Source organism: Streptomyces sp. ISL-12 (assembly GCF_018614415.1).
Lineage (GTDB): Bacteria > Actinomycetota > Actinomycetes > Streptomycetales > Streptomycetaceae > Streptomyces.
This window is the reverse complement of sequence record NZ_JAGGOO010000067.1, coordinates 13,518-27,904: the sequence shown is the minus strand read 5'-3', so window position 1 is coordinate 27,904 and position 14,387 is coordinate 13,518. Positions and strand designations below refer to the sequence as shown.

The window sequence follows — 14,387 nt, the reverse complement described above, 5'->3', positions numbered from 1 at the left end:
CCCTAGCGGCATCCGCGGGCCCGCCCGCACGGGGCGTCCGCCTGCTGGACGTGCCCGCTCACCTGTGCGGACGTGCCATCAGACGGGCCGGTGACGTGCGGGCGGGCGCCTGTGTCAGGCGGACTGCTGGGCCGACGCGATGCGCTCGTCGCGCAGTGCCTCGTACCACCGGTCGTCGGTCGGCGGCAGCGCGTTCACGTCCAGGGCCAGCTTCAGCAGCAGGTCCGCGATGAGCGGGTTGCGGGCGAGCACCGGCCCGTGCATGTACGTACCGAAGACCGTGTCGTTGAACGCGCCCTCCGTGCCGTCCCCCGTGCCGTTGCCGTTGCCGAAGCGGACCTGGGCGAGCGGGCGGGCGGTCGGGCCCAGGTGGGTGACGCCCTGGTGGTTCTCGAAGCCGGTCAGCGGGGGCAGGCCGAGGCGCGGGTCGATGTCGCCGAGGACGTCGCCCACGCACCGCTCGCCCTCGCCGCGCACCGAGACCACGTCGAGCAGGCCGAGGCCGGGCTCGCGCTGGCCGAGGTCGTTGACGAACTCGTGGCCGAGGATCTGGTAGCCGGCGCAGACCGAGAAGACGATCGCGCCGTTGCCCACCGCCCGGTGCAGACCGCCGTCCCGGCGCAGCCGCTCCGCCGCGAGCCGCTGCGGCCGGTCCTCGCCGCCGCCGATCAGGTAGATGTCGCCGGAGGTCGGGATCGGCTGGTCGCTGCGCACGTCGATCCGGGCCACGTCCAGGCCGCGCTGCCGGGCGCGGCGCTCCACGACGAGGACGTTGCCCTGGTCGCCGTAGGTGCTGAGCAGGTCCGGGTAGATCCAGACGATGCGCAGTTGGTTGTCGCTCACTCTCAAGTTCCCTACCGGTGTCGTGGGTCAGTTGCCGACGCGGCGGCGCAGGTCCTGGAACGCGGTGTAGTTGGCGATGACCTCGATCCGGCCCGGCGGGCACTGCTGCACCGCCTGGTCGAGGTTCTCGCACACCTGGAACTGCTGGTTCGCCACTTCGAGGCGGACCGCCAGGTCGAGCTTCCGGTCGCCGATCACGCAGATCGGGTGGCCGGTCAGCCGCGTGTAGTCGACGTCCCACAGCCAGGAGGTGTCGGTGCCGTCGGCACCGCGCGCGTTCACCGAGAGGATCACCGGGGCCGGCGGCGGGTCGATCAGGGAGAAGGTCTCCAGCCAGCCGGCCGGGTTCTTGGCGAGCAGCAGACGCAGGTCGCGGCCCTGGAACTGGACCACGTCGTAGCGTCCGGCGACCGCCTGCACCTGGTACATCCGCTCCAGGGCGACCTGCGGCGGCACCCCGAAGACGGCGGCGACGGCCGCCGAGGAGGCGGCGTTGGCCTTGTTGGCGCGGCCCGGCAGCTGGAGGTGGATCGGCCAGGCCGAGCCGTGCGGGTCGATGACGTGGTCGTTGGAAAGCGCCCAGCTCGGGGTGGGCCGGCGGAAGCCGCACTCGCCGCAGAACCAGTCGTCACCGGGGCGCTGCATCACACCGCCGCAGGACGGGCAGGACCAGGCGTCGTCCTTCCACATCTGCCCGGCGGCCACCCAGACCACGTTGGGCGAGGAGGAGGCGGCCCAGACCACCAGCGGGTCGTCGCAGTTGGCGACGACGACCGACTTGGAGCCGGCCAGGCCCTCCCGCCAGGCCTCCGCGAGCATCCGGGTCTCGGCGGCGCGGTCGAGCTGGTCGCGGGAGAGGTTGAGCAGGGCGATGCACTTCGGGTCGGTGTCCCGGGCGACGCCGGCGAGGTACTTCTCGTCGACCTCGATGACGCCGTACCGGGCGTCCGAGCCGCCCGCCAGCGCCGAGGTGATGCCGGCCGGCATGTTGGCGCCGAGCGCGTTGGAGACGACCGGCCCGGCCGCCTTGAGGGCCTCGGCGATGAGCCGGGTGGTGGTGGTCTTGCCGTTGGTCGCCGAGACCAGGGTCACGTCCAGGTGCTGGGCGAGCCGGGCGAGGAGGTCGGGGTCGAGTCTCAGCGCCACCTTGCCGCCGATCACCGAACCGCTGCCGCGACCCGCGGCGCGGGACGCCGCCGCGACCGCCTTGCCCGCGGTCACGGCCAGCTTGGCCCGCGGCGTGAGCGGGTCCGAGTTGCCTGCCATCAGTTCTCGATCCTCCTTGCGTACGCGCCGCGCCTGAAGCCTGGGAAGCCTGACGGCCACGTGGTGTGGACCTCAGCCTATCGAGATCCATTCGCACTCCCGAATCGCGGCCCGCGCGGGCGGGGCGTTCAGGGCCCGTACCCTTGCCGCCATGCGACACGGCCCGATCCCGGGCGCCCGCGGGCGCGTCCGGCCCTTGACCCTGCTCGGAGACACGGTACTGCGCGAGCCGTGCCGCGAGGTCACCGGCTTCGGCCCCGAACTCGCGGGGCTCGTGGAGGATTTGTTCGCCACCATGTACGCCGCCCGCGGCGTGGGGCTGGCGGCCAACCAGATCGGGGAGCCGCTGCGGGTGTTCGTGTACGACTGCCCGGACGACGAGGACGTCCGTCACCTGGGCCATGTGGTCAACCCCCGGCTGGTGGAGACCGACGGGGTGGTGGTGAGCGGGCCCGAGGGCTGTCTGTCGCTGCCGGGCCTGGAGGCCGGGACCGAGCGGTACGACCACGCCGTCGTCGAGGGCTTCACGGCGGACGGGGAGCCGGTCACCGTCCACGGGACGGGATTCTTCGCGCGCTGCCTGCAGCACGAGTGCGACCACCTGGAGGGACGGCTGTACGTCGACCACCTCACGGGATGGCGGCGCCGGCGGGTGGAACGGCAGGCCGCCCGGGCGGACTGGAGCCGCCGGTGACCCGCGACCGGAGCCGCCGGTGACCCGCGACCGGAGCCGACAGGATTCCGCTGACCGGAGCCGTCGGTGACCGACCGGCCCGAAGCGTCAGGACCGGCCGACCCGGGCCGTCAGAACCCCGGGCCGTCCGTCCGGTCGCCCGCCTCGGCCAGCCGGCCCCACAGCAGGTCGGCCAGGCTGCGCACCAACTCCTCGCGGGAGCAGGGGCGTTCGCCGAGCCACCAGTCGCCGGCGGCATGCATCATCCCGACGATCCCGTGCCCCCACACCCGGGCCAGCTGCTGGCCGCCCGGTCCGAGGTCGAGGCGCTCCTCGATGACCTGGGCCAGCTCCTCGCCCATGCGGCGCAGCAGCGGCGCCGAGTGCTTGCCGACGTCGAAGCCCGTCTCGCCCTGGGCGCTGTCCGCCGGGTGCATCAGGAAGCGGTACACCTGCGGGCGTGCCTCGATGGCCGCCAGATAGGTGTCCAGGGTGGCCTCGACGCGCTGCCGCCGCTCCGCCGGGGCGTCCAGGGCGGCCCGCAGCGAGGCGAGGAGGGCGTCCGTGTGACGTTGGGCGAGGGCGGCGTAGAGACCGCCCTTGTCGCCGAAGTGCCGGTAGAGGATCGGCTTGGTGATGCCCGCCTCGGCGGCGATGGCGTTCATCGAGGCATGGGGCCCGTCACGCAGCACCACCCGGTCGGCGGCCTCCAGCAGCTCTCGCCGTCGCCGGTCGGCGGACCGCTGCTGATCGGTCCGCTGCCTGGTCTCCATGTGCTCTCCCCACCTGTGCTGATTCGGTGACGCCTGCGCAAACTAGCACTCACCGCCCTCCGGTGATCGAACGGGCTGCCGACGGAAGCAGGGAGTTGACTTTTCTTACCCGCGGGTAACAGACTCGATGTTACCGTTAGTAACACGCACGTGCGTCACTGGAGGGGTCATGGCCGAGTTCACCATGGAGCTCAACGACGAACAGAAGGAGGTGCGGGACTGGCTGCACGGCTTCGCCGCCGATGTGATCCGTCCCGCCGCCGCCGAATGGGACGAGCGTGAGGAGACTCCCTGGCCGGTCATCCAGGAGGCCGCCAAGGTCGGCATCTATTCCCTCGACTTCTACGCCCAGCAGTACTTCGACCAGACGGGGCTCGGCATCCCGATGGCCATGGAGGAGCTGTTCTGGGGCGACGCGGGCATCGCCCTGTCGATCGTCGGCACCGGCCTCGCCGCCGTCGGCGTCCTCGCCAACGGCACCGAGGAGCAGATCGGCACCTGGATCCCCCAGATGTACGGCGACGCCAACGACGTCAAGGTCGCCGCCTTCTGCTCCTCCGAGCCCGACGCCGGCTCCGACGTCGCCTCGATGCGCACGCGCGCGGTGTACGACGAGGCCAAGGACGAGTGGCTCATCAACGGCACCAAGACCTGGGCGACCAACGGCGGCATCGCCAACGTCCACGTGGTCGTCGCGGTCGTCGACCCGGAGCTGGGCTCCAAGGGCCACGCCTCCTTCATCGTCCCGCCGGGCGCGCCCGGTCTGTCCCAGGGCCAGAAGTTCAAGAAGCACGGCATCCGCGCCTCGCACACCGCCGAGGTGATCCTGGACAACGTGCGCGTCCCCGGCTCCTGCCTGCTCGGCGGCAAGGAGAAGCTGGACGCCCGCCTCGCCCGCGCCCGGGAGAAGGCCAAGAAGGGCGGTGAGCGCGTCAAGAACGCCGCGATGGCCACCTTCGAGGCGTCCCGCCCGGCCGTCGGCGCGATGGCGGTCGGCACCGCGCGCGCCGCCTACGAGGTCGCCCTCGAATACGCGCAGACCCGGGAGCAGTTCGGCCGCCCCATCATCGACAACCAGGGCGTCGCCTTCCAGCTCGCCGACATGCGCACCTCCATCGACGCGGCCCGGCTGCTGGTGTGGCGCGCGTCCTGGATGGCCGTCAACGGCAAGCCGTTCACGGCGGCCGAGGGCTCGATGTCCAAGCTGTTCGCCAGCGAGACGGCGAAGAAGGTGACCGCCCAGGCGGTCCAGATCCTGGGCGGCAACGGTTACACCCGGGAGTACCCGGTGGAGCGGATGCACCGCGACTCCGCGATCTACACCATCTTCGAGGGCACGAGCGAGATCCAGCGCCTGGTGATCGCCCGCACGCTGTCGGGGATGCCGATCCGGTAGCTGGCGGGGGAGGGGGTGGGATCCGCGCCGTTCCTGCCGCGCCTCGGGACGGTCCGCGTACTCGACGGCCCACGTACTCCAGGATGTCGGGCCGGCGAGAGCGCCTCGTAGCAGCCGGCGGCCGGCCTGGTCCGCTGTGAGCACCCGTCCACCAGGTGGAACCAGGATCGGGGCGACCGGGCATGCCGACGTACCGCGGGAAGTGCGGTGTGCTCCGTCCGTCCGGCGAGAAGCGCCGAGCCGCCGCGGCGGTCGCCGGCCGGCCCTGTCCGCCGCGGCGGACAGGGCCGGCCCGGGTGGCTGCCGGACGGTGCGCGTGGGGGTCACCGGTGGCGCAGCGGCGTCAGCTGCTGGATGTCGTACTTGGCCCGCAGCGCCTCGATCGCCTCGTGGTCCGGCGGGCCGCCGTCCTGGAGGATCTCCAGCAGCTCCTCGAAGTAGCGTTCGTGATCCGGCGGCGGGCTCGCCTGGAAGAACATCTTCGCCGGGGTGTCCGTCGGGTTGGCGAACGCGTGCGGGCAGCCGGGCGGTACGACGATGACCGTGCCCGGGGTGGCGCGGACCACCCGGCTGCCCCGGCTCGACTCCCAGCGCTGCCAGTTGTCGGGCGTACGGACGCGCGGCTCGAAGGCGAGCACGTCCAGCTCGCCTTCGAGGACGTAGAACAACTCCTCGCTGCGGGTGTGCACATGGGCGCCGACGTCGAAACCCGGCGGCACGATCACCTCGAAGGTGGACGCCATACGCGAATGCGAACCCGTCACCTTGAAGGTCACGTGCTGGGCCGGGGCCTCGACCACCCGGCCGTGCCCCGGCGGTACCAGCAGTCCCTCGGTCGCCGTCATCGAGCGCTCACCAGGTCACCGGCAGGGCCTCGGGCCCGCGGATCAGCGCGCCCTTCTTGAACGGCACCTCCGCCGGCTCCACCGCGAGCCGGAGCCCCGGCACCCGGTCCAGCAGGGCGTCGACCAGCAACTCCGACTCCAGCCGGGCCAGCATGCCGCCCGGGCAGTAGTGCGGGCCGAAGCCGAAGGACACATGCGGGTTGGGGCTGCGGGTGAGGTCGATGGTCTCCGGGTCGGGGAAGACCTCGGGGTCCCGGTTGGCGGCCAGGTAGGAGACGTAGATCGCGTCGCCCGCCCGGATGGGCACGCCCCGGATCTCCACGTCCTCCAGGGCGATCCGGGACAGCCCGACAGCGTTGCGATGGGGAATCCAGCGCAGCAGCTCGTCGATGCCCAGAGGGCGGATGTCCGGCTCCGCGCGCAGCCGTTCGGCCAGGTCGGGACGGGTCAGCAGGGTGAAGAACAGCTGCCCGCTGTTGTTGGTGACCGCCTCGCCGCCGATCTGCAGCAGCACCGCGAGCCCCACCGCCTCCTGGAGCGTGATCTCCTCGCGTCCCACGGCCGCGCCCAGCAGCGACGCCACGTCCTCGCCGGAGCTGTTCTCCCGCAGTCCGATCAGGTCGGCGAAGTAGGCGCCCATCTCCTGCTTGGCGCGCTCGCTGACGTCGGCGCCGTGCGAGGAGGACAGGATCAGCTGGGTCCAGGTGTGCATGCTGTGCCGGTCGGCGGCCGGGACGCCCATCAGCTCGCAGATCACCGCGATGGGGAAGGGGCTGAGCACCGCCTCGGTGAGATCGGCGGGCGGCCCCTGCGCCAGCATGGCGTCGATCAGCTCGTCCAGCAGCCCGCGGGCCCGGTCCCGGACGCGCTCCACGCCCCGCGCGGTGAACGCCGCCGCCACCGAGCGGCGCAGCCGGGTGTGGTCCGGCGGATCGAGGAAGCCGACCGCGCCGCGGGCCGGGATGAAGTGCGGGGCCAGCCGGGTCACCGGCCGGTCCATCACCGCCTCACGGCCGAACCGGGGGTCGTTGGTGACCATCCGCACGTCGTCGTAGCGGGTCACCAGCCAGGCCCAGCCCTCGCCGTTGGGCAGCGAGATCCGGGTGACCGGCCCCTCGGCCATCAGCTCGCGCAGCACCGGGTCGAAGTCGGTGCCGGGCAGGTCCGGGACCGGCCAGTCCCGCACGGGCGGGGCGGTCCGGGGAATCGTCTCTTCGCTCACGTTCGTCTCACGCCCTGGGTCTCGTCCGCGGTCCGCCAGCGGCCCAGCGACATCTCCGCGGTGATGCCGGGCCCGAAGCCCGCCAGCAGTCCGCGCGCCCGGTTGTCCGCGCCGCCCTCGTCGAAGAGGCGGCGCAGCGCGTCCAGGACGACGGCGCTGGCGATGTTGCCGTACTCGGTCAGCGTGGCCCTGCTGAAGCGGAACGCGTGGGGTTCGACCTGGAGGAACTTGCTCAGGTCGTCCAGGATGCGCGGTCCGCCCGCGTGCACGATGTAGAAGTCGAGGTCGGTGGCGTCCCAGCCGTGGTCGCGAGCCAGTTGCACCAGCGCCGGCGCCAGCGGCTCCATGGTGGCCGGCACCCGCTTGTCCAGCAGGAAGTGGAAGCCGGTGGCCTTCACGTCGTACATGATCCACTCTTCGGTCTTCGGGATCAGGTACGAGCCGTTGCGCTCCAGGCGTACGCCGGTGCCGCCCTGGCCGCGGACCACCGCGGCGGCGATGCCGTCGCCGAAGAGGCCGTTGGAGAGCAGGGAGCCGACGCCGATGTCGGTGGGCTGGTAGCACAGCGAGCAGAACTCGCAGGCCACGATCAGCGCGTTGGCCTCGGGGTAGGCCGTGCAGAAGTCGTGGGCCCGGTTGATCGCCGCGCCGCCGGCCGCACAGCCCAGCTGCGCTATCGGTATCTGCCGGGTGGTGCTGTCGAAGCCCATCTCGTTGATCAGCCACGCGGTGAGCGAGGGCATCATGAAGCCCGTGCAGGAGACGTAGATGATCACGTCGATGTCGGTGGGCAGCACCTCCGCGTCGTCCAGCGCACGCTGGATCACCGCGGGGACGCGCCGCTTGGCCTCGGCCTCGTAGAGCTTGTTCCGGTCCTCGAAACCGGGGTGCTTCAGGGTCTCCTCGATGGGCTGCACGATGTGCCGGGTACGCACGCCGGTGTTCTCGATCAGCCGGAGGGCCAACGGCAGCTGGGGGTGGTCCGCGTGGCGCTCACGTGCCAGCGCGAGCGTCTCCTCCATCGTGATCACGTGCTCCGGTACGGACACCGAGGGTCTGCACAAAGTCGCCATGAACCGTGCCTGCTTTCGCCTCCCGGGCGGCCTTGCGCCCCCCGGTCAGAAAGTGGTTCACCTCTAGGGGTGTTCATCCACGATCACCCGGCGGGACGCCGTTCTCTCGCGGAGTTACTCCGTCTCGGGGACCCTGGGAGCGCGGCGCGGCCGAGGAGAGGGAGAAGACGATGGCACCGACGGCACGGAACCTGCTGGAGACCACCACCGGGAAGCTGGCCCCCGACCCCCGGGCCAACCGGTTCGTGCCGCTGGTGGCGCGGGGCGCGGTGAGCGGGGACACGCTCGCCGCGCTGGCGCTGGAGCAGAGGTGGGTGATCGCCGCCGACCGCAGGGCCTTCGAGTACCTCGCGCACCGCGCGGACGACACCCCGCCCGTCGCCGCCTACTTCTCCGCGCTCGCCGAGGGGGAGGCCGTCGCCGCCCGGAAACTGGAGGCGTTCGCCGCGGCCTGCGGCGTGGGGGAGTCCCGGTCGGTGGCCCATGAGCCGCTGCCTGGCTGCCAGGCCTACCCCGCCTACGTGGCCTGGCTCGCGCTGAACGGCTCACCCGCCGAGACGGTGCTCGCCGTGCACGCCAACTTCTCCGCCTGGGGCGGCTACTGCGCGACCATCGCCGGCGCCCTGCGCCGCCACCACGGCTTCACCGACCAGGCCTGCGCCTTCTTCGACTTCTTCGCCGAACCCGATCCCGGCCTGGAGCACAGGGCGACGGCCGCCGTGCAGGCCGGACTGGACGGCGGCCACCTGAACGAGGACCTCGTACACCGCTACGGACGGCTGCTCCAGGCGTACGAGGCGATGTTCTGGGACAGCCTGTGGGAGCTGGAGCACCCCCGGGGCGGTCAGGACGACTGACCGCTGCTGTGCGCGATGCAGGCCACGTCGATCCGGTCGGCCAGCTTGGCCAGCTCGATGGTGAGGGCCGCCACGGTGTCCTCGTCCAGCCGGCCGCTCTCCCCGGTCTCCACCAGGCGCAGCCACCGTCCGCCCATCGTGCGCAGCAGCTTGCTCACGTCGGCCGCGGCCACCTGCAGGGTGCCGCGGTCGTCGACGATCAGGGGAAGAGTCACTTCGCGGGTCACAGAAAAGGATCGTAGTCGCGGAAGGCTCACGCTCCGTGCCATACGGTGGTGATGTTGCAGAACTCCCGGATTCCGTGCCCGGACAGCTCACGCCCGTAACCCGACCGCTTGACGCCGCCGAACGGGAACGCCGGGTGCGAGGCCGTCATCCCGTTGACGTAGACGCCGCCCGCCTCCAGATCCCGTACGAACCGGTCGACGTCCGCGTCGTCGCGGGTCCACACGTTCGAACTGAGGCCGAAGTCGGTGTCGTTGGCGATCAGCACCGCCTCGTCCAGGTCGGCCGCGCGGTACAGCGTGGCGACCGGGCCGAAGGCCTCCTCGCGGTGGATGCGCATCTCGCGGCCGATGCCGGCCAGCACGGTCGGCGGGTAGTACCAGCCGGGCCCGTCGGGGCGTTCGCCGCCGCACAGCACCGTGGCACCGCCGCGCACCGCGTCCTCCACCAGCTCCACCAGGTCGGTCACGCCGCGCTCGCTGGAGAGCGGCCCGACGTCGGTGTCCTCGTCCATCGGGTCGCCGACCTTGAGCGCCTTCATGCCGGCCACGAAACGCTCCGCGAAGGCGTCGTAGACGTCCGTGTGCACGATGAACCGCTTGGCGGCGATGCAGGACTGCCCCGCGTTCTGCGCCCGCGCGGTCACCGCGACCTCGGCGGCCCGGTCGAGGTCCGCGGACGGCATCACGACGAACGGGTCGCTGCCGCCCAGTTCCAGCACCGTCTTCTTGATCATCTCCCCGGCGGTGGAGGCCACCGCGCGGCCGGCGGGCTCACTGCCGGTGAGGGTGGCGGCCTTCACGCGCTCGTCGCGCAGGATGTCGTCGACGGCCGCCGAGCCGATCAGCAGGGTCTGGAAGCAGCCCTCGGGGAAGCCCGCGCGGTGGAAGAGGTCCTCCAGGTAGAGGGCTGTCTGCGGCACGTTCGAGGCGTGCTTGAGCAGGCCGACGTTGCCCGCCATCAGCGCGGGCGCGGCGAACCGGATCACCTGCCAGAGGGGGAAGTTCCAGGGCATCACGGCGAGCACCGGGCCGAGCGGCCGGTAGCGCACCAGCGCCCGTGAGGCCCCGGAGTCCTTCACGTCCGCCCCGTCGGGCTCCTCGTCGGCGAGCAGCGCGGCCGCGCGGTCGGCGTACCAGCGCATCGCCTTGGCGCACTTGGCCGCCTCCGCGCGGGCCTGCCTGACGGGCTTGCCCATCTCGGTGGTGACGACCCGGCCGATCTCGTCCTGGTCGGCCTCCAGGAGGTCGGCGGCCCGGTGCATCAGCCGGGCCCGCTCGTCGAACCTCGTCGTCCGGTACGTACGGAAGGTGGCCTCGGCGAGCTGGAGCCGGCGCTCGGTCTCCTCCTCGCCCATCGCCTCGTACGTCCTGACCGTCTCGCCGTTCGCCGGGTTCACCGTCGCGATGGGCATGGCCGACCTCCCTGTCGTTCTTCCGCGCACCGGGCGCGGGGCGCCGCGCCGCGAGGGCGCCTCGTCAGCCCGAGTGCTCCGCCAGGCGGTCGAGAAACGCCCGCTGGGCCGTGACGATCACCTCGCGCGCCCGGTCCAGGGGCAGCCAGGCCACCCGGTCCAGTTCCGGGAACTCCTGTTCCCGTCCCGACCGCGGCGGCCACTCCATGCGGAAGGTGCCGGGCACGACCGTCGCCGGGTCGAGGTCGGCCTCGACCGTCCAGACCGTGACCAGCTTGCCGCCGGACTGGCGGACCTCGCCCAGCGGGACGGCCCCGTCGCCCTCCGGCGGAGGCAGCCCCAGCTCCTCCTGGAACTCGCGCCGGGCCGCGTCCCAGGCCGGCTCGTCCTCCTCGTACTCGCCCTTCGGCACCGTCCAGGCGCCCTGGTCGCGCCGGGCGAAGAAGGGGCCGCCCATGTGGCCGAGGAGGACCTCCAGGTCCGCGCCGGTCCGGCGGTACAGCAGCAGACCCGCGCTGCGCTTCACGGCGCGACCTGCGGATGCGCGGCGAGCAGCGTCTCCACCGTGTCCGCGTCCTCGGGGCGCTTGTCCTCGCGGTAGCGGACCACGCGGGCGAAGCGGAGGGTGACGCCGGCCGGGTAGCGGGTGGAGCGCTGGAGGCCGTCGTAGGCGATCTCGACGACCAGTTCGGGGCGTACGGTCACGCCCCAGGGATGTTCGGCCACGGCGAGCCCGGTGAGGTGCCCGGTCTGCCAGGTCAGCATCGCGTCCGTCATGCCCTTGAAGGTCTTGCCGAGCATGGTGAAGGAGCCGTCGGCGGCGCGGGCGCCCAGGTGCAGGTTGGAGAGCTTGCCGGTGCGCCGGCCGTGGCCCCACTCGGCGGCCAGGACCACCAGGTCGAGGGTGTGCACGGGCTTCACCTTCAGCCAGGACGCGCCGCGCCGCCCGGCGCTGTAGGCGGCGTCCAGCCCCTTGACCACGACGCCCTCGTGACCGCGGGCGAGGGTCCCGGCGAGGAAGTCCTCCGCGGTCTTCACGTCGTCCTCCTCCGTCATCAGGGTGCGCCGCACCCGCATCGGCTCCGGGACCAGCCGCGCCAGCTCCGCGTGCCGCTCGGCCAGCGGCAGGTCGAGCAGGTCGCGGCCGTCGACCAGCAGGGCGTCGAAGAAGACGGGGGAGACGGGCACCGCCCGGGAGGCCGCGGCGATGTCCGTACGGGAGCCGACACGCCCGGCGGTCTCCTGGAAGGAGCGGGGGCGCCCGTCGGGACCGAAGGAGATGACCTCGCCGTCCAGCACGAACCGCTCGCCGGGCAGCTCCAGCGCCGCCGCGGTCACCTCGGGCAGCCGGTCGGTGATGTCGTCCAGGGTGCGGGTGTACAGCCGTACGTCGGTGCCGTCGCGGTGGACCTGCACCCGGATGCCGTCGAGTTTCTCCTCGACCGCGCAGGAGCCGAGCTTGCCGACCGCCTCCGCCACCGAGGAGGCGCTGTGCGCCAGCATCGGCAGCACCGGACGGCCGACGGTGAGCCGGAAGCGGCCCAGCGCCTCGGGGCCGCCGGCGAGCAGCGCCTCGGCCACCGCCTGCAACGACCCCGCGAGCATCACCGCCCGCCGTACGTCCGCCGGGTCCGCCCCGGTGGCCCGGGCCAGGCCCTCCACGGCGACCGCGTCCAGCGCGCCCTGCCGGACCTCGCCGGTGAGCAGCCCGAGCAGGAAGCGCTGCTCGTCCTCGGTGGCGGCGCCCATCAGCTCCGCGACCAGCCGGGTGCGCTCGGTCTGCGATCCGGGGCCGGACACGGCGGCGAGGCGGGTGAGCCGGGCGTCCACCTCGCGCACGGTGAGGGTCGGTCCGGGGGCCGGCTCGACGCGCCGGCCCAGCACCTTCCAGCCGACGCCGATCCGGCCCTGCGGCAGCCGTCCCGCGAGGTAGGGGATGACGACCGGCACGTCCGACGCCTCCGCCTCCCGGAACAACTCGGCGAGCAGGGCCGTCTTGCGGGACCGCGCCGAGGTGGCGGCGACCTCCTGGGACACACGGGCCAGCCGGGCGAGCAGCATGCCCTTCATGGTGCACCGGGAGGGCGGGGCTCACACCTGGTCGCCGGCTCCTCGGTCCTCCAGGGACGCGTCCAGGTCCGACATGATCAGCTCGCCGACGATCGCGGACGCCGCCCGGTAGCCGCCGCTCACCGCGTGCACGACCTGCTCGGCGAAGCCCATCGCGTTGCCGGCCGTCCACACCCCCGGCACGCTGGTCCGCCCGGTCGGGTCCACCACGGGGTAGGCCCCGAACGGGGTCTCGTCCAGCTCGGCGCCGAGCTGTTCCAGCAGGCCCGTCTGCGGCACGGCACGCGGCGCCACGAACACCACCGACCGTTCGTGCACCGAGCCGTCCGCCAGCCGTACGCCGGTGATCCGGTCGTCCTCGACCACCAGCCCGGCGACCTCGCCCGGCACCACCTTGACGCCCGCCGCGGCCAGCCTGCGCAGGTCCTGGTCGGACAGCTCGCCCTCGTCGACGGTGTGCAGGAACAGGGTCACGTCGTCCGACCAGCCGGACACCATGAGCGCCTGGTGCACGCTCATCGGGCTCGACGCCAGCACGCCGAACCGCTCGTCCCGCACCTCCCAGCCGTGGCAGAACGGGCAGTGCACCACGTCCCGGCCGAACCGCTCGGCGACCCCGGGGATCTCCGGCAGCTCGTCCTTCAGCCCGGTGGTGACGATCAGCCGCCGGGCGCGCACGGTCCGCCCGCCGGCCAGTTCCACGGCGAAGTCGCCGCCCTCGGCGTCACCCCGGGTGACGCCCACCGCCCGGTCGTGGACCAGTTCGACGCCGTACGACGCGACCTCCTCGCGGCCGATCGCCAGGAACTCGGCGGGCGGCATGCCGTCCCGCGACAGGTAGCCCTGCATGTGCGCGGCCGGCGCGTTGCGCGGCTCCCCGGCGTCGACGACGAGGGCCCGCCGCCGGGCCCGGCCCAGCACCAGCCCGGCGGACAGCCCGGCCGAGCCGCCCCCGACCACGATGACGTCGTACTTCTCGGTCGTCTGCCTGTTCTGTTCGGTCACGGTGACCACCTCCGGATCCGACAGTCGCCCCGACCGCGGCGGATTGACAAACAGATTTGCCGGTTCTGCAATAAGTCCATGACGAAGGACGACGTACTCGCCGGTGTGGGTCCGCGGCTGCGGCAGCTCCGCAAGGAGCGCGAGGTCACCCTCGCCGCGCTCGCCGAGGCGACCGGCATCTCGCTGAGCACCCTCTCCCGCCTGGAGTCGGGGCTGCGCAAGCCCAGCCTCGAACTGCTGCTGCCGATCGCCCAGGCCCACCAGGTGCCGCTGGACGAACTGGTCGGCGCCCCGCCGGTCGGCGACCCCCGGGTCCGGGCCAAGCCGATCCAGCGCCACGGCCGCACCTACTGGCCGCTCACCCGCCAGCCCGGCGGGCTCCAGGCGTTCAAGGTGCTGGTGCCGCCACGGCGGGAGGAACCCGAACCGCAGACCCATGAGGGCTACGAGTGGCTTTACGTACTGTCCGGACGGTTGCGCGTGGTGCTGGGCGAGCACGATCTGGTGGTCGGCGCCGGTGAGGCCGTCGAGTTCGACACGAGGGTGCCGCACTGGTTCGGAGCGGCGGGGGAGGTGCCGGTGGAGTTCCTCAGTCTGTTCGGACCGCAGGGCGAGCGGGTGCACGTACGGGCGCGGTCCACTCGAACATGACCCGCGGAACGGTTCCCTCGGCCGTACTGTTCCCCCTGAGGCAAGCGACCGCTTAGTATGCGGTGGACCCGGAC

The 14,387-nt window shown here is 72.5% G+C and carries 14 protein-coding genes and 1 pseudogene; 4 read left to right on the top strand and 11 right to left on the bottom strand.

The window, feature by feature from the left end; all coding sequences use genetic code 11:
• Positions 1-114: 114 nt before the first annotated feature.
• Positions 115-843, bottom strand: a complete 729-nt coding sequence (locus J7I94_RS18840; protein ID WP_215168295.1) for a type 1 glutamine amidotransferase — start codon at positions 841-843, stop codon at positions 115-117.
• A gap of 27 nt (positions 844-870) precedes the next feature.
• Positions 871-2,109, bottom strand: a complete 1,239-nt coding sequence (locus J7I94_RS18835) for a MurT ligase domain-containing protein (RefSeq protein WP_215168294.1) — start codon at positions 2,107-2,109, stop codon at positions 871-873.
• Positions 2,110-2,260: 151 nt separating this feature from the next.
• On the opposite strand from J7I94_RS18835, the gene def reads away from it, so the two are divergent.
• Positions 2,261-2,803, top strand: coding sequence for a peptide deformylase (gene def / locus J7I94_RS18830; protein WP_215168293.1), 543 nt, complete (start codon positions 2,261-2,263; stop codon positions 2,801-2,803).
• A 110-nt stretch (positions 2,804-2,913) separates the two neighbouring features.
• Here the strand turns inward: def and J7I94_RS18825 are convergent, their stop codons facing one another.
• Complete coding sequence (locus J7I94_RS18825) at positions 2,914-3,555, bottom strand: TetR family transcriptional regulator (RefSeq protein ID WP_215168292.1); 642 nt, start codon at positions 3,553-3,555, stop codon at positions 2,914-2,916.
• Between the two features lie 169 nt (positions 3,556-3,724).
• Between J7I94_RS18825 and J7I94_RS18820 the strand changes: the two genes are divergently transcribed.
• Entirely contained in the window at positions 3,725-4,951 is a 1,227-nt protein-coding gene (locus tag J7I94_RS18820) for an acyl-CoA dehydrogenase family protein (RefSeq protein ID WP_215168291.1), read from the top strand.
• A gap of 323 nt (positions 4,952-5,274) precedes the next feature.
• On the opposite strand, the gene J7I94_RS18815 is transcribed toward J7I94_RS18820, so the two are convergent.
• From J7I94_RS18815 to J7I94_RS18805, 3 genes and pseudogenes are all read right to left on the bottom strand, one after another.
• The gene (locus J7I94_RS18815) at positions 5,275-5,796 is read right to left on the bottom strand and encodes a cupin domain-containing protein (RefSeq protein WP_215168290.1); all 522 of its coding nucleotides are present in this window, start codon (positions 5,794-5,796) and stop codon (positions 5,275-5,277) included.
• 7 nt (positions 5,797-5,803) lie between these two features.
• Complete coding sequence (locus J7I94_RS18810; protein ID WP_215168289.1) at positions 5,804-7,018, bottom strand: cytochrome P450; 1,215 nt, start codon at positions 7,016-7,018, stop codon at positions 5,804-5,806.
• A pseudogene (locus J7I94_RS18805) lies at positions 7,015-8,097 on the bottom strand (type III polyketide synthase); the annotation flags it as partial. The pseudogene J7I94_RS18805 and the gene J7I94_RS18810, both read right to left, overlap by 4 nt.
• 164 nt (positions 8,098-8,261) lie before the next feature.
• On the opposite strand from J7I94_RS18805, the gene J7I94_RS18800 reads away from it, so the two are divergent.
• Positions 8,262-8,948: a transcriptional regulator gene (locus tag J7I94_RS18800; RefSeq protein ID WP_215168287.1), complete on the top strand. Its 687-nt coding sequence runs from the start codon at positions 8,262-8,264 to the stop codon at positions 8,946-8,948.
• Here the strand turns inward: J7I94_RS18800 and J7I94_RS18795 are convergent.
• From J7I94_RS18795 to J7I94_RS18775, 5 genes are all read right to left on the bottom strand, one after another.
• The gene (locus J7I94_RS18795; RefSeq protein WP_215168286.1) at positions 8,936-9,175 is read right to left on the bottom strand and encodes a DUF6213 family protein; all 240 of its coding nucleotides are present in this window, start codon (positions 9,173-9,175) and stop codon (positions 8,936-8,938) included. The genes J7I94_RS18800 and J7I94_RS18795 overlap by 13 nt on opposite strands.
• A gap of 26 nt (positions 9,176-9,201) precedes the next feature.
• The gene (locus tag J7I94_RS18790; protein WP_215168285.1) at positions 9,202-10,587 is read right to left on the bottom strand and encodes an NADP-dependent succinic semialdehyde dehydrogenase; all 1,386 of its coding nucleotides are present in this window, start codon (positions 10,585-10,587) and stop codon (positions 9,202-9,204) included.
• A gap of 64 nt (positions 10,588-10,651) precedes the next feature.
• On the bottom strand, positions 10,652-11,113 hold the full coding sequence (locus J7I94_RS18785) for an NUDIX domain-containing protein (RefSeq protein WP_215168284.1): 462 nt from the start codon (positions 11,111-11,113) through the stop codon (positions 10,652-10,654).
• Entirely contained in the window at positions 11,110-12,648 is a 1,539-nt protein-coding gene (locus J7I94_RS18780; RefSeq protein ID WP_215168283.1) for an ATP-dependent DNA ligase, read from the bottom strand. The genes J7I94_RS18785 and J7I94_RS18780 overlap by 4 nt, the downstream gene beginning before the upstream one ends.
• Before the next feature lie 30 nt (positions 12,649-12,678).
• The gene (locus J7I94_RS18775; protein ID WP_308114616.1) at positions 12,679-13,662 is read right to left on the bottom strand and encodes an NAD(P)/FAD-dependent oxidoreductase; all 984 of its coding nucleotides are present in this window, start codon (positions 13,660-13,662) and stop codon (positions 12,679-12,681) included.
• 78 nt (positions 13,663-13,740) lie between these two features.
• Between J7I94_RS18775 and J7I94_RS18770 the strand changes: the two genes are divergently transcribed.
• Positions 13,741-14,313: a helix-turn-helix domain-containing protein gene (locus tag J7I94_RS18770; protein ID WP_215168282.1), complete on the top strand. Its 573-nt coding sequence runs from the start codon at positions 13,741-13,743 to the stop codon at positions 14,311-14,313.
• Positions 14,314-14,387 lie beyond the last annotated feature (74 nt).

Bases quoted from the DNA above. Each gene is read 5' to 3' on its own strand.
- J7I94_RS18815 (WP_215168290.1), bottom strand. From the start codon at position 5,796: ATGACGGCGACCGAGGGACTGCTGGTACCGCCGGGGCACGGCCGGGTG.
- J7I94_RS18835 (WP_215168294.1), bottom strand. From the start codon at position 2,109: ATGGCAGGCAACTCGGACCCGCTCACGCCGCGGGCCAAGCTGGCCGTG.
- def (WP_215168293.1), top strand. From the start codon at position 2,261: ATGCGACACGGCCCGATCCCGGGCGCCCGCGGGCGCGTCCGGCCCTTG.
- J7I94_RS18825 (WP_215168292.1), bottom strand. From the start codon at position 3,555: ATGGAGACCAGGCAGCGGACCGATCAGCAGCGGTCCGCCGACCGGCGA.
- J7I94_RS18820 (WP_215168291.1), top strand. From the start codon at position 3,725: ATGGCCGAGTTCACCATGGAGCTCAACGACGAACAGAAGGAGGTGCGG.
- J7I94_RS18800 (WP_215168287.1), top strand. From the start codon at position 8,262: ATGGCACCGACGGCACGGAACCTGCTGGAGACCACCACCGGGAAGCTG.
- J7I94_RS18780 (WP_215168283.1), bottom strand. From the start codon at position 12,648: ATGCTGCTCGCCCGGCTGGCCCGTGTGTCCCAGGAGGTCGCCGCCACC.
- J7I94_RS18790 (WP_215168285.1), bottom strand. From the start codon at position 10,587: ATGCCCATCGCGACGGTGAACCCGGCGAACGGCGAGACGGTCAGGACG.
- J7I94_RS18770 (WP_215168282.1), top strand. From the start codon at position 13,741: ATGACGAAGGACGACGTACTCGCCGGTGTGGGTCCGCGGCTGCGGCAG.